This window comes from Vulcanococcus sp. CPBay_Sum15L08_68 (assembly GCF_017855895.1).
Taxonomy (GTDB): domain Bacteria; phylum Cyanobacteriota; class Cyanobacteriia; order PCC-6307; family Cyanobiaceae; genus Vulcanococcus.
Genome location: NZ_JAFMFX010000006.1, coordinates 1 through 21,934 on the forward strand (window position 1 = coordinate 1; position 21,934 = coordinate 21,934).

The 21,934-nt window shown below is 63.0% G+C and carries 24 protein-coding genes and 1 tRNA gene; 8 read left to right on the plus strand and 17 right to left on the minus strand.

Annotated features, from left to right (window positions below; all coding sequences use genetic code 11):
* Positions 1-362: 362 nt before the first annotated feature.
* Complete coding sequence (locus QZ189_RS01995) at positions 363-578, minus strand: phycobilisome linker polypeptide (protein WP_247476220.1); 216 nt, start codon at positions 576-578, stop codon at positions 363-365.
* Between the two features lie 37 nt (positions 579-615).
* Positions 616-1,461: a phycobilisome linker polypeptide gene (locus QZ189_RS02000; protein ID WP_247476221.1), complete on the minus strand. Its 846-nt coding sequence runs from the start codon at positions 1,459-1,461 to the stop codon at positions 616-618.
* A 186-nt stretch (positions 1,462-1,647) separates the two neighbouring features.
* Here QZ189_RS02000 and QZ189_RS02005 point away from each other — a divergent pair, with 186 nt between their 5' ends.
* Positions 1,648-2,076: a hypothetical protein gene (locus QZ189_RS02005; protein WP_247476222.1), complete on the plus strand. Its 429-nt coding sequence runs from the start codon at positions 1,648-1,650 to the stop codon at positions 2,074-2,076.
* Here QZ189_RS02005 and QZ189_RS02010 read toward each other — a convergent pair whose 3' ends face one another.
* The 12 genes from QZ189_RS02010 to psbB form a co-directional block, all read right to left on the minus strand.
* On the minus strand, positions 2,077-2,823 hold the full coding sequence (locus QZ189_RS02010) for a phycobilisome rod-core linker polypeptide (RefSeq protein ID WP_296420727.1): 747 nt from the start codon (positions 2,821-2,823) through the stop codon (positions 2,077-2,079).
* A 117-nt stretch (positions 2,824-2,940) separates the two neighbouring features.
* On the minus strand, positions 2,941-3,534 hold the full coding sequence (locus tag QZ189_RS02015) for a chromophore lyase CpcT/CpeT (RefSeq protein ID WP_247476224.1): 594 nt from the start codon (positions 3,532-3,534) through the stop codon (positions 2,941-2,943).
* A gap of 38 nt (positions 3,535-3,572) precedes the next feature.
* Positions 3,573-3,809, minus strand: coding sequence for a hypothetical protein (locus tag QZ189_RS02020; protein WP_247476226.1), 237 nt, complete (start codon positions 3,807-3,809; stop codon positions 3,573-3,575).
* Positions 3,810-3,852: 43 nt separating this feature from the next.
* Positions 3,853-3,925, minus strand: a tRNA-Phe gene (locus QZ189_RS02025).
* Positions 3,926-4,004: 79 nt separating this feature from the next.
* Entirely contained in the window at positions 4,005-4,274 is a 270-nt protein-coding gene (locus QZ189_RS02030; RefSeq protein ID WP_247476228.1) for a DUF2470 domain-containing protein, read from the minus strand.
* A gap of 152 nt (positions 4,275-4,426) precedes the next feature.
* The gene (locus QZ189_RS02035) at positions 4,427-5,686 is read right to left on the minus strand and encodes an FGGY-family carbohydrate kinase (RefSeq protein WP_296416218.1); all 1,260 of its coding nucleotides are present in this window, start codon (positions 5,684-5,686) and stop codon (positions 4,427-4,429) included.
* Complete coding sequence (gene metK / locus QZ189_RS02040) at positions 5,683-6,918, minus strand: methionine adenosyltransferase (RefSeq protein WP_010314693.1); 1,236 nt, start codon at positions 6,916-6,918, stop codon at positions 5,683-5,685. Before metK ends, QZ189_RS02035 begins: the two co-directional genes overlap by 4 nt.
* Before the next feature lie 15 nt (positions 6,919-6,933).
* Positions 6,934-7,734 (minus strand): HAD-IA family hydrolase, encoded by an 801-nt coding sequence (locus tag QZ189_RS02045; protein ID WP_010314691.1) that lies wholly within the window; start codon positions 7,732-7,734, stop codon positions 6,934-6,936.
* Positions 7,735-7,743: 9 nt separating this feature from the next.
* A complete protein-coding gene (locus tag QZ189_RS02050) occupies positions 7,744-8,808 on the minus strand; it encodes a 30S ribosomal protein S1 (protein WP_247476231.1) in 1,065 nt (354 codons plus the stop codon).
* Positions 8,809-8,922: 114 nt separating this feature from the next.
* A complete protein-coding gene (gene nrdR / locus QZ189_RS02055; protein ID WP_010314686.1) occupies positions 8,923-9,405 on the minus strand; it encodes a transcriptional regulator NrdR in 483 nt (160 codons plus the stop codon).
* Between the two features lie 239 nt (positions 9,406-9,644).
* Entirely contained in the window at positions 9,645-9,740 is a 96-nt protein-coding gene (locus QZ189_RS02060) for a photosystem II reaction center protein T (protein ID WP_010314684.1), read from the minus strand.
* 18 nt (positions 9,741-9,758) lie between these two features.
* Complete coding sequence (psbB, locus tag QZ189_RS02065; RefSeq protein WP_010314680.1) at positions 9,759-11,318, minus strand: photosystem II chlorophyll-binding protein CP47; 1,560 nt, start codon at positions 11,316-11,318, stop codon at positions 9,759-9,761.
* A gap of 278 nt (positions 11,319-11,596) precedes the next feature.
* Between psbB and QZ189_RS02070 the strand changes: the two genes are divergently transcribed.
* The gene (locus QZ189_RS02070; RefSeq protein WP_247476233.1) at positions 11,597-12,055 is read left to right on the plus strand and encodes a 2Fe-2S iron-sulfur cluster-binding protein; all 459 of its coding nucleotides are present in this window, start codon (positions 11,597-11,599) and stop codon (positions 12,053-12,055) included.
* Between the two features lie 48 nt (positions 12,056-12,103).
* Positions 12,104-12,208 (plus strand): photosystem II reaction center protein PsbM, encoded by a 105-nt coding sequence (gene psbM, locus QZ189_RS02075; RefSeq protein ID WP_010314676.1) that lies wholly within the window; start codon positions 12,104-12,106, stop codon positions 12,206-12,208.
* A gap of 164 nt (positions 12,209-12,372) precedes the next feature.
* On the opposite strand, the gene QZ189_RS02080 is transcribed toward psbM, so the two are convergent.
* Complete coding sequence (locus QZ189_RS02080) at positions 12,373-13,221, minus strand: universal stress protein (protein WP_247476235.1); 849 nt, start codon at positions 13,219-13,221, stop codon at positions 12,373-12,375.
* A 66-nt stretch (positions 13,222-13,287) separates the two neighbouring features.
* On the opposite strand from QZ189_RS02080, the gene QZ189_RS02085 reads away from it, so the two are divergent.
* From QZ189_RS02085 to QZ189_RS02105, 5 genes are read left to right on the plus strand one after another with little or no spacing between them, the layout of a single operon-like run.
* Positions 13,288-13,758: an acyl-CoA thioesterase gene (locus QZ189_RS02085; protein WP_247476237.1), complete on the plus strand. Its 471-nt coding sequence runs from the start codon at positions 13,288-13,290 to the stop codon at positions 13,756-13,758.
* A 24-nt stretch (positions 13,759-13,782) separates the two neighbouring features.
* A complete protein-coding gene (locus QZ189_RS02090; RefSeq protein WP_296420731.1) occupies positions 13,783-14,982 on the plus strand; it encodes a DNA-processing protein DprA in 1,200 nt (399 codons plus the stop codon).
* Between the two features lie 24 nt (positions 14,983-15,006).
* Positions 15,007-15,909 (plus strand): peptide chain release factor N(5)-glutamine methyltransferase, encoded by a 903-nt coding sequence (gene prmC, locus QZ189_RS02095; RefSeq protein ID WP_296420733.1) that lies wholly within the window; start codon positions 15,007-15,009, stop codon positions 15,907-15,909.
* Positions 15,906-16,493: an L-threonylcarbamoyladenylate synthase gene (locus tag QZ189_RS02100; RefSeq protein ID WP_296420737.1), complete on the plus strand. Its 588-nt coding sequence runs from the start codon at positions 15,906-15,908 to the stop codon at positions 16,491-16,493. Before prmC ends, QZ189_RS02100 begins: the two co-directional genes overlap by 4 nt.
* Before the next feature lie 6 nt (positions 16,494-16,499).
* Entirely contained in the window at positions 16,500-16,670 is a 171-nt protein-coding gene (locus tag QZ189_RS02105; RefSeq protein ID WP_010314664.1) for a hypothetical protein, read from the plus strand.
* Positions 16,671-16,774: 104 nt separating this feature from the next.
* Here QZ189_RS02105 and psaB read toward each other — a convergent pair whose 3' ends face one another.
* Complete coding sequence (gene psaB, locus QZ189_RS02110) at positions 16,775-18,985, minus strand: photosystem I core protein PsaB (RefSeq protein WP_247476245.1); 2,211 nt, start codon at positions 18,983-18,985, stop codon at positions 16,775-16,777.
* A gap of 19 nt (positions 18,986-19,004) precedes the next feature.
* Positions 19,005-21,308: a photosystem I core protein PsaA gene (psaA, locus tag QZ189_RS02115; protein WP_247476247.1), complete on the minus strand. Its 2,304-nt coding sequence runs from the start codon at positions 21,306-21,308 to the stop codon at positions 19,005-19,007.
* Positions 21,309-21,934: the final 626 nt, after the last annotated feature.

Here is a 21,934-nt window from a genome sequence, read left to right on the forward strand (position 1 = left end):
TTGGTGAAGGCGTCGAACATTGATTAACTCCTGTTCTCGACGTGAGTCGGGGAGAAGGGATGAGGGGGAAGTGAATCAGGGAACCCAGGGGGCTGAGCACTGATCACGGAACCAACCGAGCAAGCAGACCGGAAGGCCGCCCCATCGCTTGGCCCGACCATTGTTGGACATGCCTATGGCTGTCATCAGATCTGCTTAACAAACGGTCATCGGAGAGCCCAGATCGACTGGCCTGCAATGGATCTCCCGAATGAGAGAAGGGTCGCAGGCGCGGCTCGCGCGCCCACAAACGCCAACAAAAAAGCCCCCTGCATGCAGGGGGCTAAAGGACGCGGCGATCAAACCGCTGGGTGCCTCAAAACTCAGTCGGCGTCGACGCCGCCGCTGACCTGGACGCCGGTGATCTTGCCGCCCATGCGCTGAACCATGCGCATGGTTTCGTTCATCCGGGTGTAGGGCACGTTCATGACCACATCCGCAGTGCGGGAGTAGTCGTTGTTGGCCAGACCGGTCACGGTGAAGGACACCTGACGGTCGTTGCTGAAGCTGGTGCCGCGGTTGCCTGCAGAAACCTTCATCGGAATGCGGGGGTAATCAGATCAGAACAGGAACCGATCAGTTGACCGGAGTGATGCTGGCGATCCGGCCGCCCTCGCGGTGGATCTGCTGCTGGTACTGGAGCAGCTTGTTGAAGGGGATGAAGCGCACGCGGTTGCTGCGCTTGTGCAGGCGGTAGTTGTTGAAGCCTGCGATCTCCACGCGGAAGGTGCGACCCTCTTCGCCGGCACCGACGCCCTGGCGGGTGACGCCATCGGCGGTGACCTTGCGGAAGGCGTTGCCCTTGGCGTTGGGGCTCACGACGGGAACCGGCTGCTCGGCGTGAACGGAGGGGTTCAGGCGGGACTGGTTCTTGGTCAGATCACCCTTGACGGACGCAGCAGCGCCACGGGCGAGCTGCAGCATGTAAGAGAACTGCAGGCCCTGCTGGCCGACGGAGTAGTTCCAACCATGCAGGTAGGGAACACCTTCCTCACCAAAGCGCTCCTGGTACTCGGCGCTATCCAGGTAAGAGTCGATCTCGGCTTCAAAACCCTGCTCCTGCAGGATCGTGAAGTGGTGCAGCATCTCGGCCTTGTTCTGGGGAGCGCGGCCCAGCAGATGCTTGAAGTTGAGCTCGATGAAGCGGTAAGCGTTCGTGCTCTCGAAGAACTTGGTGCGGTAGAGGCCACTCTTGGCCACCTGGCGCACAAACTCACGCACGCTCAGATAACCGCGCTTGAAGAGCGATTCAGGGCCCTCGAGACGCTCGCTGGCCATGACGTACTGGTTGCCGAGCACCTGCTGGTAGACGGCACGGATCAGAGCGGCCTTGTCGTCGCAGGAACCGGTGGTCCAGTTCTCATTGACGCGGTTGTTGGCGTAACGCTCGATGCCCAGATAGGCAGCGTTGGCAAGGGTCATGGGCTTGGGGTGCGTGCTGAGGGCGTGGTGACGCGCCGGTTGGCAACCTGCGCAAATTGATGCCAAGACCGGATCCTATGGGGGCCGTTTGCCATCCTCTAGGCCCTTTCAGAAACGTTACAAAAATCAGCCCTGGCGTCAGGGTGGAACGCCGATACCATCCGGCCAAATGCATTGCGTCCAGGGATGTCTGCCACTCCATCCACCGCCGCAGGTTCCGCAACGGAAGGCTCCATGCCCTTGCGGCTCAGCAGCCAGCTCGAGGCCCTGAGTCAAGTCGGAGAGACCCTGACCTTCCGCCTGCTTGAGCTGGAAGAGCGCTTGACGGCCATCGAAGCGCAGCTGGAGGAGCTCAGCACCAGCAGTGGCCCCGAGCTCCAGGCCAGCGACGCCGCCGAGATGCTGGCGGGAACCGAAGAGCGCATCGCCCGCCTGGAAGAGCTGCTAAGCACCCCGCAACAACCGCAACGCCTCAACCTGGTGCGCCCCCTGGGGCACATGGATCCCCAAACAGAAAGCCCCTCCGCCGGCTTTGAGCCAGAGGAGGAGCAGCTGGATCACGATCCCTTCCCGCAGGACGAGGAACAACCCTTTATGGACGAGCTAATCGCCTGATCAGCCGGCTGCACCGGTGCTGAGCATCGACCCTGCCGAGGTCAGGATCACGCGCAGCACCTCGAGGCCGCCGATGGCCGCCAGAGCCAGCCAGGCCTTCTGTGCAAAGGCCGGAGGCTGACCGCCGGCCCAAGCCGCTGACATCTGACCGCCACTGAACTGGGCACCGCCACCAGCAAACGGATTAGCCGGGGCACGGCGTGCGGAGACCTCACGCCAGTAGGCGTCGTAGCGAGGTGCCTGTTGGTTGAAAGGCATCTGGGCCTTGGCATGGCCGGCCAGGGCCCGTCCGCGCTGATAGGGAACCTCATCAAAGCCGAAGTTCTCCAGGTATTCCTGGGAGTCCAGCAGGGTGTTCACCAGGCCCTCAAGACCCTGGTTGGCAATCACGATTGACCAGGCAATGCGCTCTTGATCACCGTTGACCTCACGGCCCAGGACCCGGCCGACCAACTGCTCCACCACCCGGTAGTTGCTGTTGCACTGGTAGAAGCCCTGCTGAAATTTGCGGGAGAGCAACAACCCGCGCACAAAGTCACGGACGGTGATGTCGCCATTGCGCAGTTGGCTCTCGAGCATCGGCTCGCGATCCACCTTGAAGGCATGGAACAGGATCTGGCGATAGGCACGCTCGATCTGCTCCTCCACATCCCCGTGGCTCCGTGGGGCTTCATCACCACCGATGGCGAAGTTGTCGACCCGGGCGTTCTGGGTAATCGGCTTCGGATCTAGCAGCGGTAATGCCATATCAAGGGAAAAAACCTCGCCGGCGAACCTATCGATGGGTTTTCGCTGAACGCACTGCGGCCGCGAAGATCACATACAGCTTCATTCCCCGCAATCAAGCTTCACCAACAAGCAGCTCTAGAGGGTGAGCCAGTCCGCGGGTAATTCAGCGCTGTAGTCCGCCACCCGTTCAAATTCAAACGGCCCCGCCAGGGAGCCCCAGAGCTGCTCATGGGTCTGAGGGTCATGGCCGCGATCAATGGTTCGCATGCCGCGCGCTCCCAGCTCAAAGCTGCTCACCAGATAGGAGGTCGCGCCTTTGCGCTCCACCAAGCAGCGGCAGCCGGGCTCAACTTCTCCTTTGAAGCCCTCGGGGGTTTCCTCCACCACATAGGCACAGCCCTCCAGGGGAGTCAGATCAGCGGCGGTGATCTGAGCGCGGAGCTCCGCGTTATCGATCGCCCCCCAGAAGCGTTGGTCGTCGCGGATCGCCTGGTTGTGAATCACCAGACCATTGCCGCGCTGCTCAGCCTTCAGCACCCGCAACCGGTAGGGCGCCGCAGGGTTGATCGCATAGGACTGATCGAGCAGCAGAGAGCCCGGCTCCAGCTGGGGCAGCGGCCGGAACTTCACCAGGATGTGGGCGTAAAGCGGCGGGTTCTCGAAGGCCTGATGCTCGTTGCTGAACCCAGCACTCAATTGACGCAGAAGGCGGGCAAAGGGGCTGCTCATCAGCAACTGGTGGTTGCCGGGATCCTATGGGCTGCCGGCTAAAGGCCCAGGAGACGAATTCGAAAGTCAGCCACCTGGCTGGCCCGATCGGGATTACTCAACATGAAGGGGTGCTCACTGCACTCCGCGATGGCCTGCTGCTTTTTTTCGTCGGTGGACAGCCCCTCGTGGCGACCGGTCGACTGATGACGCTTCCAGGCCGCGTCAAACACCATGCCAAAGCTGTCGGCGTTATCGAACAGCTCACCCGGCTTCTCAGGGATATGGATCGGCATGACAAGCGGACAAGCTGACGCTTGAAGGCTACGAGGTTGAAGATGCCAGGACCCAGATTTGAACTGGGGACACGGCGATTTTCAATCGCCTGCTCTACCAACTGAGCTATCCCGGCCCGTCGCTCGCGCGACCTGCGGATCTTAGATCACGGCCCCCCTCGGCTTCGGGGAGAAGGGCCATCTGGATCAGCCGTTTCAGGCCTGCGGCATCGCCCGCAACATCGCCACCAGGGTGCGGTGGGCATCCTCACTGTCACTCAGGGTGTGATCGAAGCGAACTTCGACGCTGGCCCCGTCGACCTCCAACTCCATGGCCTCCGGACGGACAGCCACCATCCGCGCCGCCCCTGGGGCCTCGATGCCGCCGTAGTGGCGGGCGTAGGCCAGGACCGCCTCAGCGTGGTCGTCATTCATGTGCTTACAGATCCGATCACTCACGGCGGAGGTGAGAGGGTCAGCGGCCATCGGGATCCTGCGGATCGGCTGATTCTGAAGCCTGCCCTAGGCCCCTGCGAAGCGCTGCCAGAGCAGAAGACCCAGACGGATTCCCGAGAAGCCCACGTAGCCCGCCAGGATCACAAACAAGCCAATCGAGAGCCAGGAGGCGAGGCGTTCCTTCACGGGGGGCAGACAGCAGAGAGCGCCAGTCTGGCCATGCCCGAGGCCGCGCTGCACTGGGGCCGGTTCAGCACCGGAACCCCCAGGATGCGTTGACGGATCAGCCGCCACTGGGGATTGCGGGCCCCACCGCCCAAGCTGATCACCCGCTGAACCGGCTCAGCGCCCAGGCGCTGCAGGGCCGCCCAGCCCTGGGCCTCAATCCGCGCCAAACCCTCCAGCAATCCCTGCAGGTAGAGCGCATCGCTGATGGGCCGGGGCTCCAGGACCGGCTCCAGGGTCGGATCGTCCACCGGGAAGCGCTCGCCGGGCCGAGGCAGGGGCCGAAGCGCCAGGCCGCTGCTGGAGCGCGGATCAATCTGACGACTCAACTCAACGAGGAGGGCATCGGAGAAGAACTGGCGCAGGACCCCAGCCCCGGCATTGGAGGCGCCCCCCACGAGCCACCGGCCCGCCACCCGATGACAACTGATGCCCGGTCCCGCTAGCGGTTGCGCCGCAAATTGCTTGAGCACCAAGGTGGTGCCGAGCACCGTCACCCCATCACCGGGCTGGGGATCAGCCGCCAGGACCGCGGCATTGGCATCGGTGCTGCCCGCCACCACCTGGCACGGGGCCGGTAACCCCAGGGCGCTCCGGGCGTTCTGCGAGAGGGGCCCAAGGACCGCGCCGGAGCGCACCACCTCCGGCAGCGCCGCACTCCAGGGTTGCTCAGCAATGGCGCCTTGCCAGCACTGCCGGCCCAGGTCCCATCCCAGGCGGAGGTTGTTGCCTTCCTCGCCGAAGCGCCAGTCCCCAAGCAACCACCCGCTCAGCCAGTCGGCCTGATGACGCATCAGGAGGGAGCTAGAGCCACTCCCCTCGAGCAAGCGCAGCACCCGGGCCAGGCTGCCACTGGCACTGGCGGCTGGAGCAGAAGCGCTGCCCGCCAGCACGGCTGCCGCCGAGGCCTGCTCAGGGCAGGCCAGGAAATAGGGCAGGGCCTGGCCCCTGGGATCGCCATTGGCGGCGCAGGCCAGCACGGTGCCCGAGGTGCCATCGACCGCGACAGCGGCCACCCGATCACGCAGCTCTTGAGGCAACTCTGCGCAGAGGGAAACCACCCCCTCGCGCCAGCCCTGGGGGTCCTCAAAACAGCGGGGGTAGTTCGCAGATCGCTCCGCCAGCAGGGTGCCGGAGGGATCCATCAGTGCCAGACGCAGGCCACTGGTACCCAGGTCAATCCCTAGGCCCAGGGGCTCACGGCTGGCTGCAATCAAGCGGCGGCAGCTTGCTTGAGGGTTGCAGCGACGGCCTCGACGTTCTCCCAGGGGAGGTTCAGGTCACTGCGGCCGAAGTGGCCGTAAGCAGCGACGTCCTGGTAGAAGTCTCCGCCGCGCTGCTGGGGCAGGTTGCGCAGGCCGAAGGTGTCGATGATCGCGCCGGGGCGCAGATCGAAGTTCTCCTGAACCAGGGCGGTGAGGGCGTCATTGCTGACCACGCCGGTGCCGAAGCTCTCGACCAGGATGCTGACCGGCTTGGCCACACCGATGGCATAGCTCAGCTGAACCTCAGCCTTGCGGGCCAGACCCGCGGCCACCAGGGCCTTCGCCACGTAGCGAGCGGCATAAGCCGCGGAGCGGTCCACCTTGGTGGGATCTTTGCCGGAGAAGGCACCACCGCCATGGCGGGCATAGCCGCCATAGGTGTCAACGATGATCTTGCGGCCGGTGAGACCGGCATCCCCTTGGGGACCACCGACCACGAACTTGCCGGTGGGGTTCACCAGGAAGCGGGTGCTGTCCTTAGAGGGCTTCAGGCTGAGGTCCGCGGTGGCGGGCTCCACCACATGGCTCCAGAGGTCCGCCGAGATGCGCTCACGGATGGCCTTCTCTTCGCTCACCCCATCGATCTCAGAGATGTGCTGGGTGGAGATCAAGATCGTGTCGATCGCCACGGGCTGGTCGTTCTCGTAAACGACGCTGACCTGGGTTTTGCCGTCAGGCAGCAGATAGGGGAGGGTGCCGTTGTGGCGCACCTCAGCCAGGCGCCGCGAGAGGCGGTGGGCCAGGCTGATGGGGAGCGGCATCAGCTCCGGGGTCTCGTTGCAGGCGAAACCAAACATGATTCCCTGGTCACCCGCACCGACCAGATCCAGGGGGTCACCGGCGTGGTCGTCGGCCTCGTTCACGCCCTGGGCAATGTCCGGCGACTGCTGATCCAGGGCCACCAACACGGCACAGCTATTGGCATCGAAACCACCTGCGCGAGCGCCGGAGTAGCCGATCTTCTCGATCACACCGCGCACCAGGCCGATGTAATCGACCTTGGCGGTGGTGGTGACCTCACCAGTAATCAGGCAAAGCCCGGTGTTGACTACGGTTTCGCAGGCCACCCGGGACGCCGGGTCCTGAGCCAGCAGGGCGTCCAGCACCGCATCACTCACCTGGTCGCAGATCTTGTCGGGATGACCTTCGGTCACCGACTCCGAGGTGAAGACGTAACGACTCATTCCCGAGTGAAGCCACTAATGCGTAGGGGCCAACTTAGGGGAGCGACGCACGCTCAACTCACTCCAGGCATGCACCAACGGATGCGGCTCCGCCAAGGGCGGTGGCGTGCGCCAGGCCGCGGTGTAACCCAGCGCCAAGGGATGGGGAATCCCTGCAGCGACGGCCATGCGCAGATCACTGTTGGCGTCGCCGATCAGGGCGCAGCGGCGCGGTTCAACGCCGAGCTCCGCGCACAGCCCGTGGACCGCCGCCGGGTCGGGTTTGCGCGGTCGATGCTCGGCGCTCCAGAGCCCGCAGAAGTAATCCCGCAGTCCATGGGCCCTGAGGAAGTGCTCAATGCCGGCCATGTCGTCGTTGCTGATCACAGCGCAACGCACCCCGGCCAATCGCAACTGCTCAAGCCAAGGCAGAAGGCCCTCGGTCGTCGCGCTCGTGGGCAGCGGGGCATCCGTGGAGCGGCGGGCATCCACGGCATCAGCCTCGGCAAAGACCCGCTCACTCAGGGCCAGCGCCTCGGGCCAGCCCAGACCGACCTGAACCAAGGCGGTGGCCGTCGCGATCAGGTTGTGATCGCGGCTAGCCACCGCCGTGATCCCCGCGGGACAGACGGAATCGGCACGCAGGCCATAGGCCCGTTGCAGCAAATCCTTGAGCGGCTCACGCCGCTCGGAGCTGACCAGCTCCAGACAGAGAAAAACCCTGGCTTCCGCCAGGGTGAGTAGCTGGGGCTCACTGATGCTGAGGGTGCCGTCCTTGTCGAACAGCACCGCATCAATGGCTCCAAGCTCCGTGCCACGCAACAGGAGCTCAGCCATGGCTCAGCTTCACTCGTAACCCATTTCGCCGTCTTCAGCCTGCTCAAGCAGCATCTGCTTGTAGCGAGCGGCCATTTCCTCAGCCTTCTCGAAGACCTTCTGGGGATCGGTGAGCATGTCACCGGGCTCGGGCTCGAGGGCTTTGGTCGAGAGGGAGATACGACCACGCTCGGCGTCGAGGTCGATGATCATGACCTTCATCTGGTCATTGACATTGAGGACCGTGTGAGGGGTCTCAATGTGCTCGTGGCTGATCTCAGAGATGTGCAGCAGGCCGCTGACACCACCGATGTCGATGAAGGCGCCGTAGGGCTTGATGCCGCGGACGGTACCGATGACCACTTCGCCCACTTCCAGGCGGTTCATCTTGCGCTCCACCAGGGCGCGGCGATGGCTGAGGACGAGGCGGTTGCGCTCTTCGTCCACCTCAAGGAACTTCAGGGGCAGGAACTCAGCAACCAGCTCTTCCTTGGGCTTGCGGGTGCTGATGTGGCTGCCGGGGATAAAGCCACGCAGACCTTCCACACGCACCAGTGCACCACCACGGTTGGTGGCAAACACTTCGCTGTAGATGGTGGCGTCTTCCTTCTGCAGCTGACGAACACGCTCCCAGGCGCGCTGGTACTCGATCCGGCGGATCGAAAGGGTGAGCTGACCGTCCTCGTTCTCTTCGCTGAGGATGAAGAACTCGCGCTCTTCGCCGGGCTCGAGCACGTCGCTGATGTGCTCAACACGGTTGATCGACACCTCCTGCATGGGCATGAAGGCGGCGGTCTTGGCGCCGATGTCAATCATCGAGCCCTTGGGCTCGATGGCGAACACGGTGCCCTTCACCACGTCGCCAGGCTTGAAGTTGTAGTCGTACTTGCTCAGCAGCGACGCGAACTCATCCAGGGTGAAGCCAACGCCGTCGAGATCGCGGGCCACAGCACGGCTGCTGGGGTCGTCGGCGCTGGGCACCTCTTCCGGAATATCCAGATCGAGCTCAGCAGCAGCGTCAACCACGTCTTGATCGACAGCCTCAACGGCCACGTCGGTCTCGCTGGTGTTGAGATCGGAAGGGGTCACGGTCATGGAGAGTCGGCGGACTGCCCGAGGCAGCGCGAAGGAACCGATGCGTCAGCCGCCACCGACGCAGGGGAATCCAAAACTATAGAGGTCAGCTGCGGACGGGCCCTTCAGGCGTCTCTAACCAACCGCTGCCAAGGATTTGCCCTTGGGCTTGCGGTTCAGACCGTCCAAGGTGGCGACGAAATCGGCAACGCTCTGAAACTGGCGGTAGACCGAGGCAAACCGGATGTAGGCCACATCGCTCATCCCCGCCAGGTGCTGCAGGGCTAATTCGCCGATGTCCTTGCTGGAGACTTCGCGGCCCGTGCGCCCCTGAAGCTCCAACTCCAGTTCATCGACGACCAGCTCAAGACGGCTGGGCTCGAGCCCGGTTTTATCGCAAGCCCGCAGCAGACCATGCAGCAACTTGCTGCGGTTGAAGGCCTCACGATTGCCGCTGCGCTTCAAGACCGTGATCGGCGCCGTCTCCACCCGCTCGTAGGTGGTGAAGCGGAACTCGCAATTCAGGCACTCCCGACGGCGACGCACACTCCGGCCGGTGTCCGCGGAACGCGATTCGAGAACGCGGCTATCGGTGTGCTGACAGGAGGGGCACTGCATGCCCGAGATTCCGCCCGAGAAGATGCTCAAGTTTAGACAGAACAATTGCCTTTGAGAAGGGCTGCCGCAACTTGGGTCTTGCCAAGCAACAGGCCAACTCCCGGCGCGAGCCGGTGAGACTCAGGTGTCAATCAAGATCCCGCCAAGTCGAAATGAGATTGCCTTAAGGGAAGCCACGGCGTTCAAGCAACAAAAAACCCCCGCTTTTGGCGGGGGTCGTTGAACTCCTGAGAGTCAAATCACTTGCCGATCTTCGGGGGATCGCGGAAGGCGATCGCGAAAAACAGGGTGGAGATGGCTAACGCCAGGATCAGGATGTAAGCGAAGCTTTCCATGAGTTACCTCCGAGGCGCTCAGCTGAGGGTGGTGCCTGCGGGGGGCACGTAGCCCTCCGGCAGACGACGGGTGGAACGGTCGCCCAGTTTCTGGAACAGACCGAACTCAACCTGCTCACCGAGATCGGGGTCGATACCGGCGAACACATCGCGGTAGAGGGTGCGAGCACCGTGCCAGATGTGACCGAAGAAGAACAGCAGCGCGAAGCAGGCGTGTCCGAAGGTGAACCAGCCGCGGGGTGAACTGCGGAAGGTGCCGTCAGAGTGATAGGTCTCACGGTCGAACTCGAAGGCTTCGCCGAGCTGGGCCTTACGAGCCAGGCGCTTCACGTCAGCAGGATCGGTGAAGGTCTGACCGTTGAGGGCGCCGCCATAGACGGTGGCGGTCACGCCGGTCTGCTCGAAGGAGTACTTCGCTTCAGCGCGGCGGAAAGGAATGTCAGCGCGGACGATGCCCTGGCTGTCTTCCAGAACCACAGGGAAGTTCTCGAAGAAGTTGGGCAGACGACGCACCTCGAGATCACGACCCTGGCTATCGGTGAAGGACACGTGTCCGAGCCAGCCGGTGGGCAGGCCATCACCGTTCACCATCGGACCCACGCGGAACAGGCCGCCTTTGGCAGGGCTGTTGCCGACGTAGTCGTAGAAGGCGAGCTTCTCAGGAATCTGGGCGTAGGCCTGTTCCTTGGTGGCACCGTTGTCCAGAGCGGTCTGAACGCGGCGGTTGATCTCGGTCTTGAAGTAACCCTGGTCCCACTGGTAGCGGGTCGGGCCAAAGAGTTCGATCGGGGTCGCTGCAGCGCCGTACCACATGGTTCCGGCCACGATGAATGCGGCAAAGAACACAGCGGCAATGGCGCTGGCGAGAACGGTCTCGATGTTGCCCATCCGAAGAGCCTTGTAGAGGCGCTCGGGCGGACGGGTGGTGATGTGGAAGATGCCGGCAATGATGCCGACGATGCCTGCGGCGATGTGGTGGGCAACGATGCCACCGGGGTTGAAGGGGTTGAAGCCCTCAGGTCCCCAAGAGGGTTGAACCGCTTCAAGGTGGCCGGTGACGCCGTAGGGGTCAGAGACCCACATACCGGGGCCGAACACACCGGTCAGGTGGAACGCACCAAAACCAAAGCAGCCAAGGCCAGCCAGCAGCAGGTGGATGCCGAAGATCTTGGGGAGGTCCAGAGCAGGCTCGCCAGTGCGAGGGTCCTGCCAGATCTCCAGATCCCAGTAGGTCCAGTGCCAGATGGCGGCCAGCATCAAGAGGCCACTAAAAACGATGTGAGCAGCTGCCACACCTTCGAAGCTCCAGAAGCCGGGGTCAACACCGGTGGCACCGGTGATGCTCCAGCCGCCCCAGCTATCCGTCACGCCCAGGCGAGCCATGAACGGCATGACGAACATGCCCTGGCGCCACATGGGGTTGAGCACCGGGTCGGAGGGATCGAAGATGGCCAGCTCATAGAGCGCCATGGAGCCGGCCCAGCCAGCAACCAAGGCAGTGTGCATGAGGTGCACGGCGAGCAAACGGCCCGGGTCGTTAATCACGACCGTGTGCACCCGATACCAGGGCAATCCCATGGGGGTCAGGTCCGAGGAAACAATCCAGCCTTCCGCTTCAGAAAACCGAAATCGGAAGTCAGCGCGATCAGGGTTTGCCAGCGAAAGCCAGCAGACACTTGATCCGTGCTCGCGATCGTAAGGGGTTCAGCTGACGGAACGTTTTGATCGCCGCCGAGCTGAAACGTGCCGTGACGGGAAAACGACGCTGGGGCCCAAAGGCGTGGCCCCACCCGCGGCGGCGCGGTTACAAATCGCAATCCATTCCCTCAGAATGGAGGAATTCCGAACCTCCAGCCATGCCCGTCATTCGTTTTGTTCGCGAGGGGCGGGATGTGGAGTGCTATCCGGGCGAGAACCTGCGCGAGGTCGCCCTGCGCGAGGGACTTGAGCTCTATGGCCTGAAAGGACAGCTCGGGAACTGCGGCGGCTGCGGGCAGTGCATCACCTGTTTTGTTGATGTGGTGGGCGAAAGCAGTCCCGGCAGCCTCAGTGGCCGGACCGCCGTCGAGGAGCAGAAACTGCGCCGCCGTCCCCAGACCTGGCGCCTGGCCTGCCAAACCCTGGTCCAACAATCGGTGCTGGTGCTGACCCGGCCCCAGGTGCGTTTTGGGGACGCCGAGGCGCGCATCGCTGCGGCCAAAGCCAGCCCTCTACCCGCCGGACCCACGGCCTGGCCCGAGCCGGAGCCCCAAGACGAGGACAGCCTGGAATCCGCTGAGGACGCCGAAAGCACAACGAGGGATGAAGAGGCCTGATCAAGCCCCGTTGGCGGTGATACGGTCACCGAGCTCAAGACTTTTGCGATGGAAACCAACGACCTCGGCTTCGTCGCCAGCCTGATGTTCGTGCTGGTTCCGACGGTGTTCCTGATTGTTCTGTACATCCAGACCAGCAGCCGCCAGAGCTGACCGCTCCAGTTCAATGGTTCCGAAAAACCCTGGACGCATCCATGTGATGCATCCGGGGTTTTCTTTGTCTCAGTTCTGAATCAGCAGCAGAACAGCGAAAACCCCCTAGGGCCTGGAGTCCTAGGGGGTTTCTTCTTACTCGAGTCAGCCGCGACTGCAGGCGGCTACTGACGCCCTTCGGGTTCGCGCACCAGAAGAACCGGAGCCGGTGCATGGACCCTGATGTAGTCACTCACCGAGGACCCGAGCAGACGATCGATATCGACCAGCCCGCGGGCCACCAGGGGACGACGGTCCTGCGAAGCAATCACGACCAAGTCAGCCTTGTGCTCTTCAGCGGCCTGACAGAAGCCGCGTCCGATGTCACCGGTGCCGTGGATCGCCTTCATCTCCACACCAAAGCCGCGGGCGCGCTGGACAGCCTTATCGAGCAACTCGTCGGCAGGGGTTGAACCGCCACGGGACGGCGCGATGTCCTGGCGGCTGATGTGAACGCCGAGCAGGCTGCTGCCGGGCACATCGCGCACTAATTCACAGGCCAGCTTCAGGGCATCGTCGCCAACGCCAGTGCCATCGATCGCCACCATCACGCGGTTGATGTGACGGACATAAAGGTCGTCACGCACCAGCAACATCGGGCGAGTCGAGAGCTGGAAGACGTACTGGCTGGCGCTGTTGCTCAGGATCGACTGGAGCCGGCCCAGGCCCCGCGAGCCCATCACGATCAGGTCGGCATCAAGCTCATCGGCCACCTTCAAGACCGTTTGCTTGGTGTCGCCCTGGCGAATGATCGTGTTGACCTCCGAAGGATTCAGCCCCAGCCGCTGAACGGCTTCAGCAACAATTCCAGCGGCTTTTTGGGAGTGCTCGGCATAGTCCTGACCAGCCTGCTCAGCGACGACATGGAGCAGATTGATGCGGGCCTGACGCACGGTTGGAATGTCGCGCAGCATGCGCACCATTTCCTCAACGTGACCTTTGCCTGAATCGGCGATCAGAAGATTGCGAAACACATCCCAGGAGCGCGTTGGGGCAGCCTATGGCTGAATTGCGCGCAACCTCGACTTGTGCCAGAGACCGTGACGGAGCAGCAACATGACCGCCCCTGGCGCCTCAAGCGCTCGGTCCTGCCGCAACACACCGACCATGCCGGAGTGATGTGGCATGGCAGCTACTTGGCCTGGCTTGAGGAAGCCCGGGTCGAAGCCCTCCGTCAGGCGGGACTGGCCTACAGCGCCCTCTCTGAGCGCGGCCTGGAACTGCCGGTTGTCTCACTGCAGATCGATTACCGCCAAGCCCTCCTTCATGGCGAGCACGTACAAGTGCTGAGCTGGGTTCTGCCGCAACAGGGGGTCAAGCTGCCCTGGCGCAGCCAGTTCATCAAGACGGACGGCAGCGTCGCCGCCGAGGCGCGCGTGGAGCTGGTCCTGGTGGACCTCAGCCAAGGCCCAGGGCAGCGGCGATTGCTGCGCAGGGCACCTGAAGATCTGCGCGAGGCCCTCGCGCAACTCAGGGCAGGCCCAGGACCAGACTCAACCGTCTCGCTATAGTACAGACGTACTGCAGCGATTCAGGTGGGTCAGCTCGTTCATGCCCCCTTCTGCGCCAGCCAGGAGCGAGGGCGGCCCCTCAGGATCCACTCGGGGGAGACCTCCCGGCTCTGGCGATCGATCTGGAGCCGCTGTCCCGGTGTGGGCCGGCGGCGGCTGGAGCAACTCGAAGGCCTGTTTGGAAGCCTGCATCAGGCTTGGCAGGCAACCGGCCAAGAGCTGGAACACGCCCTGAGCGGAACGCAGATCAACGCCAGAGATCTGCAGCGCATCGAGCTCTATCGCCAACAGCTCGGGCCAGCCCCCCTGAGCGATCCACCCACCCCCAATGAACGGCGTCGGTGGGGCGGCCAGCGCTGCCTCATGCCTGGAGATCCCGCTTTTCCACGGACTTTGGGTGAGATCGATCAACCCCCTCTGGCCCTGCATTGGGCCGGGCAAGGGAGCATCTGGGCTCCGCTGCGGCAGCGCCGCGCCGTTGCCGTCCTCGGAACCCGGCGCCCGTCGAAACATGGGCTCGCCATGGCCCAGGCCATTGGCCGAGCCCTAGCGCAGGCGGGATGGCCGGTGGTGGCTGGGCTATCGGAGGGCATTCAGGCGGCGGCCCATCAAAGCTGCCTCCAGGCGGGTGGAACGCCGGTGGCTGTCCTTGGAACACCGATCAATCAGTCATCGCCACGGGGGTTGGCCGGGTTGCAACAGGACATCTCAGCCCAGGGGCTGTTGCTCTCCGAATGGCCTGAGGGGACGGCATCACGGGCTGCCCACTTCAGCTTGAGACAACGCCTGGAGGTGGGCCTGGTGCAGGCCCTGGTCCTGGTCGAATGCCCGCAGCAGAGCGCAGCACTCCACACCGCGGAGTTGGGCTGGGCGCAAGGGATTCCACTTTGGGTCGTCCCCGCCGATGCCGGACGCAGCAGTGCGGCAGGCAGCAATCGCCTGCTGGCCAGAGGGGGAACGCCCCTGCTGGATCCAGCGGACCTGGTCAAGCATCTGGGATCTGGGCCGAGGAGCAAGCCGGTTCGACCCGCGATGCCAAGGGCGCACGCGACGTTGCTGCAGCGCGAAGCGGCCCTCATGGGAGCCCTCGGTCAGGGTGCAACGCTTGAGCAGCTCTGCCATTCACTGCGGCTGAGCCCGGTGGGAATCAGTCAACGGCTGCTGCAACTGGAGCTGGCCGGATTGGTGCGCAGCGCACCGGGGCTGTGGTGGCATCCCTGCTGAGACAGGGCTTCATAGGCTGATCCAATGGCTGAGTTGCTCACGGCTAAGGCAGTGCTGAGCTGGAGGCAGGCGATGCTCGGCCAGGGAGGCGAGAGCAGCGCGCTCGATTGGCTACTCGATCTCAAGGGCGGGCTGCGCTGGCAGCAGTTACAGGCGCTCAGGCTCTACCCCGAATCCGAGATTGTGCTGGAGCAGGACCTCGGCACGCTCGAGCAGATCTGGAGGCAACACCTCGAGCAGGCCATCCCCCTTCAGTACCTCGTTGGCCGCTGTCCCTGGAGGGACATCGAACTCGAAGTCGCACCAGGCGTGCTGATCCCTCGGCAAGAAACTGAAGTGCTGGTTGATCTGGCCTTGGACTGTGCCAAGGGGGATCAACTGGGTTCAGCCCCGCGCTGGGCGGACCTCGGCACTGGCTCGGGCTGCATCGCCATCGCTCTGGCGAAGGGACTACCGAACGCCCAGGGGTTCGCCGTCGATCGTTCTGCCGAAGCGCTACGTCAGGCAGAGAGGAACGCCAGAGCAATCCTGGGCTCGGCCTGCCTGGACTTCAGAGAAGGTGACTGGTGGGACGCGATCCGAGATCAGTGGGGCCAGCTGGATCTGGTGGTGAGCAACCCGCCCTACATCCCGGCTGCGGTCTGGGCGCAGCTCGAACCTGTGGTGCGTGAGCACGAGCCCGAACTTGCACTCAATGGGGGCAGCGATGGCTTGGAGGCCCTACGAACCATTGCTGGCGGAGCAGCACTTGGCCTAGCGCCAGGGGGATGGCTACTGCTTGAGCACCACTACGACCAGAGCAAGGCTGTACTGGAGTTGCTCGAAGCGGCTGGACTGGTGAATGTGCAGGCCCACAAAGACCTCGAGGGGGTGCAGCGCTTCGCCAGGGCGCAGCGGCCGCTCCAACCAGAGCAGAACCGGCCATGAACCAATCCCTTGAGGCCGGTCAATTCGCCGCTGAACTGCAGCAAGGCCAAGCCGGGGTCTTCCCGACGGACACCCTGCCGGCGCTGGCCACCAGACCAGAGCACGCCTCGCTGCTCTGGACAATCAAGGAGCGGCCTCAAAACAAGCCGGTGATCCTGATGGGTGCTGATGCTGAACAGCTCTTCAGCAACCTGGGGATGACGCCTGAACCGAGCTGGTTGCGGCTAATCGAACTGCACTGGCCCGGAGCCCTGACGCTGGTGGTACCGGCTGAAGGGGAGCGGCTGGAGCAACTCAATCCGGGGGGATCAGCCCTGGGCCTTCGCGTTCCGGCCTGCGAGCAGGCCCGAGAGCTGCTGCGATTGAGCGGACCCCTCGCCACCACGAGCACCAATCGCTCGGGAGAAGACCCCTGCACAAGCGCTGAAGAGGTGCAGGCGCGATTCCCCCAGTTGCTGCGCTTGGCCCCCGAACCCTGGCCAGCGCCCTCGGGGCAGGCCAGCACAGTGATCGCACTGGAGCCAGGAGGCGGTTGGCGCTTGCTGCGCGCTGGTGCTGTGATGCCCCAAGAGCTCCTGAGCTAAGCGGCCATGGCTTGGTTGCCCCTTCTACTGGTGGTCCTGCTGAGCCTGCATCAATGGCTGTTTCAGCCCCTGCTGGTGCTCAGCGCTGCTGTGTTTGAACTCAGGCCGCTGCCTTGGCTGATCCTTGCTGGCCTGGCCTGGCTACTCGCCGGCAACGGACCGACTGCGAAGCCTTAGCTCAGGCCCCAAACCGCGAGAGAAGCCAAAAAAAAGCCCCCGGCTGAGCCGGGGGCGCTTGGTCGTCCCTCAAGGGATGCAAGTGTGCGGGTGATCGCTATGGATCAGCCGAACTTGCCAGAGGTGGAAGCGATCAAGAAGGCGGCGTAGGTCACGAAGTAGCCCACGGTGAAGTGAGCCAGACCAACCACACGGGCCTGAACGATCGAGAGAGCCACAGGCTTGTCGCGCCAGCCCACCAGGTTGGCGAGCGGGGTGCGCTGGTGAGCCCAGACGATGGTCTCGATCAGTTCCTGCCAGTAACCGCGCCAGGAGATCAGGAACATGAAGCCGGTGGCCCAGATCAGGTGACCGAACAGGAACATCCAGGCCCAGACGGCGAGGTTGTTCGTGCCGAACGGGTTGTAACCGTTGATCAGCTGAGAGGAGTTGAGCCACAGGTAGTCGCGGAACCAGCCCATCAGGTAGGTGCTGGATTCGTTGAACTGAGCCACGTTGCCCTGCCAGATGGCGAGGTGCTTCCAGTGCCAGTAGAAGGTGAGCCAACCCACGGTGTTCAGGGCCCAGAAGACAGCCAGGTAGAAGGCGTCCCAGGCACTGATGTCGCAGGTACCGCCACGGCCGGGGCCGTCGCAGGGGAAGGAGTAGCCGAAGTCCTTCTTGTCGGGCATCAGCTTCGAGCCACGGGCATCCAGAGCACCCTTGACCAGGATCAGGGTGGTGGTGTGCAGACCCAGGGCGATGGCGTGGTGCACCAGGAAGTCACCAGGGCCGATCTGCAGGAACAGATCGTTGCCACCGTCGTTGATGGCGTTCATCCAACCGCCCATGTAGGCGGCGCTGGCATTGCTAGCGGCGCTAGCGCCATTGGAGAGGAGCACGTCGAAGCCGTACATGGCCTTACCAGAGGCGGCCTGCACGAACTGTGCGAAGACGGGCTCAACCAGGATCTGCTTCTCGGGGGTACCGAAGGCAACAACCACGTCGTTGTGGACGTAGAGGCCCAGGGTGTGGAAGCCGAGGAACAGGGAGACCCAGCTCAGGTGGCTGATGATCGCTTCTTTGTGCTCGAGCATCCGAGCAAGAACGTTGTTCTTGTTGGCCTCGGGGTCGTAGTCACGGATGAAGAAGATCGCACCGTGAGCGAAGGCACCGCACATCAGGAAGATGGCGATGTACTGGTGGTGGGTGTAGAGGGCAGCCTGCGTCGTGTAGTCCTTGGCGATAAACGCGTAGGACGGCATCGAATACATGTGCTGCGCCACCAGGCTGGTCACAACGCCCAGGGAAGCCAGGGCCAGACCGAGCTGGAAGTGGAGCGAGTTGTTGATGGTGTCGTAAAGACCCTTGTGGCCAGCGCCCAGGTCACCAGGGGTGCCGTTGGGGGGGTTGTGAGCCTCGAGGATCTCGCGGATCGAGTGACCGATACCGAAGTTGGTCCGGTACATGTGACCGGCGATCACGAACAGACAGCCAATCGCCAGGTGGTGATGGGCAATGTCGGTCAGCCAGAGGGCCTCACTTTGGGGGTGGAAACCACCGAGGAAGGTGAGGATCGCGGTGCCAGCGCCTTCTGAGGTACCAAACACCTGATAGGCGGTGTCGGGGTTCTGGGCGTAGACGCCCCAGTTACCAGTGAAGAAGGGAGCCAGGCCTGCCGGGTGAGGCAGCACGTTCAGGAAGTTGTCCCAACCCACGTGTTGACCACGGGATTCGGGAATGGCCACGTGAACCAGGTGACCGGCCCAAGCGATGGAGCTGAAGCCGAACAGCACCGCGAGGTGGTGGTTCAGGCGGGACTCAGCGTTCTTGAACCAGGCCAGGGAAGGCCGGAACTTGGGCTGAAGGTGGAGCCAGCCAGCGAACAGGGCCCAAGCCGACAGGATCATCATGAAGATGGAACCCTGGTACAGCTCGGCGTTGGTGCGCATGCCGATCGTGTACCACCAGTGGTACACGCCGGAGTACGCAATGTTCACCGGGGAGGAGGCGCCTGCCTGGGTGAAGGCAGTGATGGCGCCTTGGCCGAAGTGGGGATCCCAGATCGCGTGAGCGATGGGACGGACATGCAGAGGATCGGCGACCCACTGCTCGAAGTTGCCCTGCCAGGCGACGTGGAACAGGTTGCCCGAAACCCAGAGGCCGATGATCGCGAGGTGACCGAAATGGGTGGAGAAAAGCTTTTGGTAAAGCTTTTCCTCCGTCATTCCGTCATGGCTCTCGAAGTCGTGAGCCGTGGCGATCCCGTACCAAATACGACGGGTTGTCGGGTCCTGTGCCAGACCCTGGCTGAACGAAGGAAATTTCGTTGCCATTGGGAAAGGTCAGGAGAGGTCAGCCGACCGCAATGATGCGGGCCAGGAAGAACGACCAGGTGGTCGCGATGCCGCCCAGCAGATAGTGGGCAACACCAACGGCACGGCCCTGGGTGATGGAGAGCGCCCGCGGCTGAATGGCGGGAGCAACCTTCAGCTTGTTGTGAGCCCAGACGATGGACTCAATCAGCTCTTGCCAGTAGCCGCGGCCACTGAACAGGAACATCAAGCTGAACGCCCAAACGAAGTGGGCACCCAGGAACATCAGGCCATAGGCACTGGTGGCAGAGCCATAGCTGTTGATCACCTGTGCGGCCTGAGCCCACAGGAAGTCACGCAGCCAGCCATTGATGGTCAGTGCGCTATTGGCAAAGTTGCCATTGGTGATGTGGGAGACGGAGCCGTCAGCATTGACGGTGCCCCACACGTCGCTCTGCATCTTCCAGGAGAAGTGGAAGATGACGATCGACAGGGAGTTGTACATCCAGAACAGGCCCAGGAACACGTGGTCCCAAGCCGACACCTGGCAGGTACCGCCACGGCCGGGGCCGTCGCAGGGGAAGCGGAAACCGAGGTTCGCCTTGTCGGGAACCAGACGGCTGCTGCGGGCATAGAGCACACCCTTCAGCAGGATCAGCACCGTCACGTGAATCGTGAAGGCGTGGATGTGGTGGACCATGAAGTCGGCCGTCCCCAGGGGGATCGGACCGGCGGCCACCTTGCCGCCGACGGCAACCACGGAGCCGTTGAACACTTCGCTCACGCCAGCGAGGGCGTTGGGAGCGGTGCTACCGGCTGCAGCAGCGTGCAGACCCTGGATCCACTGCGCGAAGACGGGCTTCAGGGCAATGGCGGAGTCGCTGAACATGTCCTGGGGACGGCCCAGGGCACGCATGGTGTCGTTGTGGATGTAGAGGCCGAAGCTGTGGAAGCCCAGCCAGATGCACACCCAGTTCAGGTGGCTGATCAGGGCATCGCGAGCCTTGAGCACCCGGTCGAGCACGTTGTCCACATGCTTGGCGGGGTCGTAGTCGCGAATCATGGCGATGGCGGCGTGGGCGCCAGCACCAACGATCAGGAAGCCACCAATCCAGGTGTGGTGGGTGAAGATCGACAGCTGCGTGGGGTAGTCGATGCCGATGTAGGGATACGCAGGCATCGCGTACATGTGCTGAGCAACGATGATGCTCAGCGAGCCCAGCAGCGCCAGGTTCACAGCCAACTGGGCGTGCCAGCTGGTGGTCATGAACTCGTAAAGGCCGTCGTGGCCCTTGCTGGCGGGGAAGAGCAGGGGGTCGCCCTTCTGGCCCTCGAGGATCTCCTTGATGCTGTGGCCGATGCCCCAGTTGGTCCGGTACATGTGACCGGCAACGATGAAGAGCACGGCGATCGCCAGGTGGTGGTGAGCGATGTCGCTCATCCACATGCTGCCGGTCACAGGATTCAGACCACCTTTAAAGGTGAGGAAATCGCTGTAGGCCGCCCAGTTACCGGTGAAGAAGGCATTGATGCCAGCGCCGAAACCGGGGAACAGCTGAGCCAGCAGGTCCTGGTTAAAGAACTCGTGGGGCAGGGGGATGTCCGCCACGGTGGCGATGGTCTTGCCATTGAGCGACAGGGGGCTGCCGGCATCGATGGCGTCCATCAGCGCAGTGGTGGGCAGAGACACGTGGATCAAGTGACCCGCCCAGGACAGGGAACCCAGACCAAGCAGACCGGCCAGATGGTGGTTGAGCATCGACTCAACGTTCTGGAACCACTCGAGCTTGGGAGCTGCCTTGTGGTAGTGGAAGACGCCCGCATTGAGCATCAAACCGGCCATCACCAGAGCACCGATGGCCAGGGCCATGAGCTGGGTTTCAGTGGTGATGCCCCAGGCCCGCCACACGTGGAAGAGGCCTGAAGTGATCTGGATGCCGTGGAAGCCGGCACCCACATCGCCGTTAAGGATTTCTTGGCCAAAGACAGGCCAAACCACCTGCGCACTGGGTTTCACGTGCGTGGGGTCGGCGAGCCAGCCGGAGTAGTTGGAGAAGCGAGCACCGTGGAAGAAGGCGCCGCTCAGCCAAACAAAGATCACAGCCAGGTGACCGAAGTGGGCCGAAAAAATCTTCCGGCTGACCTCTTCGAGATCGCTGGTGTGGCTGTCGAAGTCGTGAGCGTTGGCGTGGAGGTTCCAAACCCAGGTTGTGGTTTTGGGACCTTTGGCAAGGCTGCGATCGAAATGGCCGGGCTTACCGAACAGTTCGAAGGTGGCCGGGTTGTTCACCCGGTCGACCTGGGCCTTCGCCGTTTTCCCACGCTCTGGTGGGCTGATGGTCATCGAGAGGTTCCTCGAGGGACGGGGTCGAGGTGGAGGTCCACCCTTCTGGGCTGATCCTTCGACGAAGCGAGGGATCTCCAGTGGAGCCACGGACGCAAGCCAAGGACTCGCGCCATGGGCGCCGGGCCAAGAAAACCCGCTTCGACCGAGGTCGAAACTGCTCTTCCTGACTGGCGCTTTGGGCCCCAATAAGGGGACCGCTGGCGGAAGTATAAAAGCGGAATCCAAGCCTCTCGGCCCAGCAGTTACAAAGGTTCAACCCGGAGTCGGACCAGTCAGGGACTGAGTTCTCGCGGGAGCAAAGAATCATCAAGTTTTCTCAGATTGCCCCCGTCTTGTTAAGCAAATAAGGCCATTTCCATAGCCCTATTTATCGAGAATCCGCTAGTCCTTCCGGTCAAATAGTCCGCAAACCTGCAGAATGTGTTCAGTCATTCGCCCAAACGAGTGGGGAGAGGCAAGCGCATGCGCCAGTCAGCACTAAAGGCCATCTCGGCCGTGGTGCTCTCGGTGTTGCTCATGGTCGCCAGTGGCTGCACATCCGGGACCAGCGCAAGAGGGAGCAGCTCAGAACCCTCTCCAGTCACCAGCTCCAAACCAAGTGGACAGCTGCAGGAAGTTGCCCC

Bases quoted from the DNA above. Each gene is read 5' to 3' on its own strand.
- QZ189_RS01995 (WP_247476220.1), bottom strand. From the start codon at position 578: ATGAAGGTTTCTGCAGGCAACCGCGGCACCAGCTTCAGCAACGACCGT.
- QZ189_RS02000 (WP_247476221.1), bottom strand. From the start codon at position 1,461: ATGACCCTTGCCAACGCTGCCTATCTGGGCATCGAGCGTTACGCCAAC.
- QZ189_RS02005 (WP_247476222.1), top strand. From the start codon at position 1,648: ATGTCTGCCACTCCATCCACCGCCGCAGGTTCCGCAACGGAAGGCTCC.
- QZ189_RS02010 (WP_296420727.1), bottom strand. From the start codon at position 2,823: ATGGCATTACCGCTGCTAGATCCGAAGCCGATTACCCAGAACGCCCGG.
- QZ189_RS02015 (WP_247476224.1), bottom strand. From the start codon at position 3,534: ATGAGCAGCCCCTTTGCCCGCCTTCTGCGTCAATTGAGTGCTGGGTTC.
- QZ189_RS02020 (WP_247476226.1), bottom strand. From the start codon at position 3,809: ATGCCGATCCATATCCCTGAGAAGCCGGGTGAGCTGTTCGATAACGCC.
- QZ189_RS02030 (WP_247476228.1), bottom strand. From the start codon at position 4,274: ATGGCCGCTGACCCTCTCACCTCCGCCGTGAGTGATCGGATCTGTAAG.
- metK (WP_010314693.1), bottom strand. From the start codon at position 6,918: ATGAGTCGTTACGTCTTCACCTCGGAGTCGGTGACCGAAGGTCATCCC.
- QZ189_RS02045 (WP_010314691.1), bottom strand. From the start codon at position 7,734: ATGGCTGAGCTCCTGTTGCGTGGCACGGAGCTTGGAGCCATTGATGCG.
- QZ189_RS02050 (WP_247476231.1), bottom strand. From the start codon at position 8,808: ATGACCGTGACCCCTTCCGATCTCAACACCAGCGAGACCGACGTGGCC.
- nrdR (WP_010314686.1), bottom strand. From the start codon at position 9,405: ATGCAGTGCCCCTCCTGTCAGCACACCGATAGCCGCGTTCTCGAATCG.
- QZ189_RS02060 (WP_010314684.1), bottom strand. From the start codon at position 9,740: ATGGAAAGCTTCGCTTACATCCTGATCCTGGCGTTAGCCATCTCCACC.
- psbB (WP_010314680.1), bottom strand. From the start codon at position 11,318: ATGGGATTGCCCTGGTATCGGGTGCACACGGTCGTGATTAACGACCCG.
- QZ189_RS02070 (WP_247476233.1), top strand. From the start codon at position 11,597: ATGCCCGTCATTCGTTTTGTTCGCGAGGGGCGGGATGTGGAGTGCTAT.
- psbM (WP_010314676.1), top strand. From the start codon at position 12,104: ATGGAAACCAACGACCTCGGCTTCGTCGCCAGCCTGATGTTCGTGCTG.
- prmC (WP_296420733.1), top strand. From the start codon at position 15,007: ATGGCTGAGTTGCTCACGGCTAAGGCAGTGCTGAGCTGGAGGCAGGCG.
- QZ189_RS02100 (WP_296420737.1), top strand. From the start codon at position 15,906: ATGAACCAATCCCTTGAGGCCGGTCAATTCGCCGCTGAACTGCAGCAA.
- QZ189_RS02105 (WP_010314664.1), top strand. From the start codon at position 16,500: ATGGCTTGGTTGCCCCTTCTACTGGTGGTCCTGCTGAGCCTGCATCAA.
- psaB (WP_247476245.1), bottom strand. From the start codon at position 18,985: ATGGCAACGAAATTTCCTTCGTTCAGCCAGGGTCTGGCACAGGACCCG.
- psaA (WP_247476247.1), bottom strand. From the start codon at position 21,308: ATGACCATCAGCCCACCAGAGCGTGGGAAAACGGCGAAGGCCCAGGTC.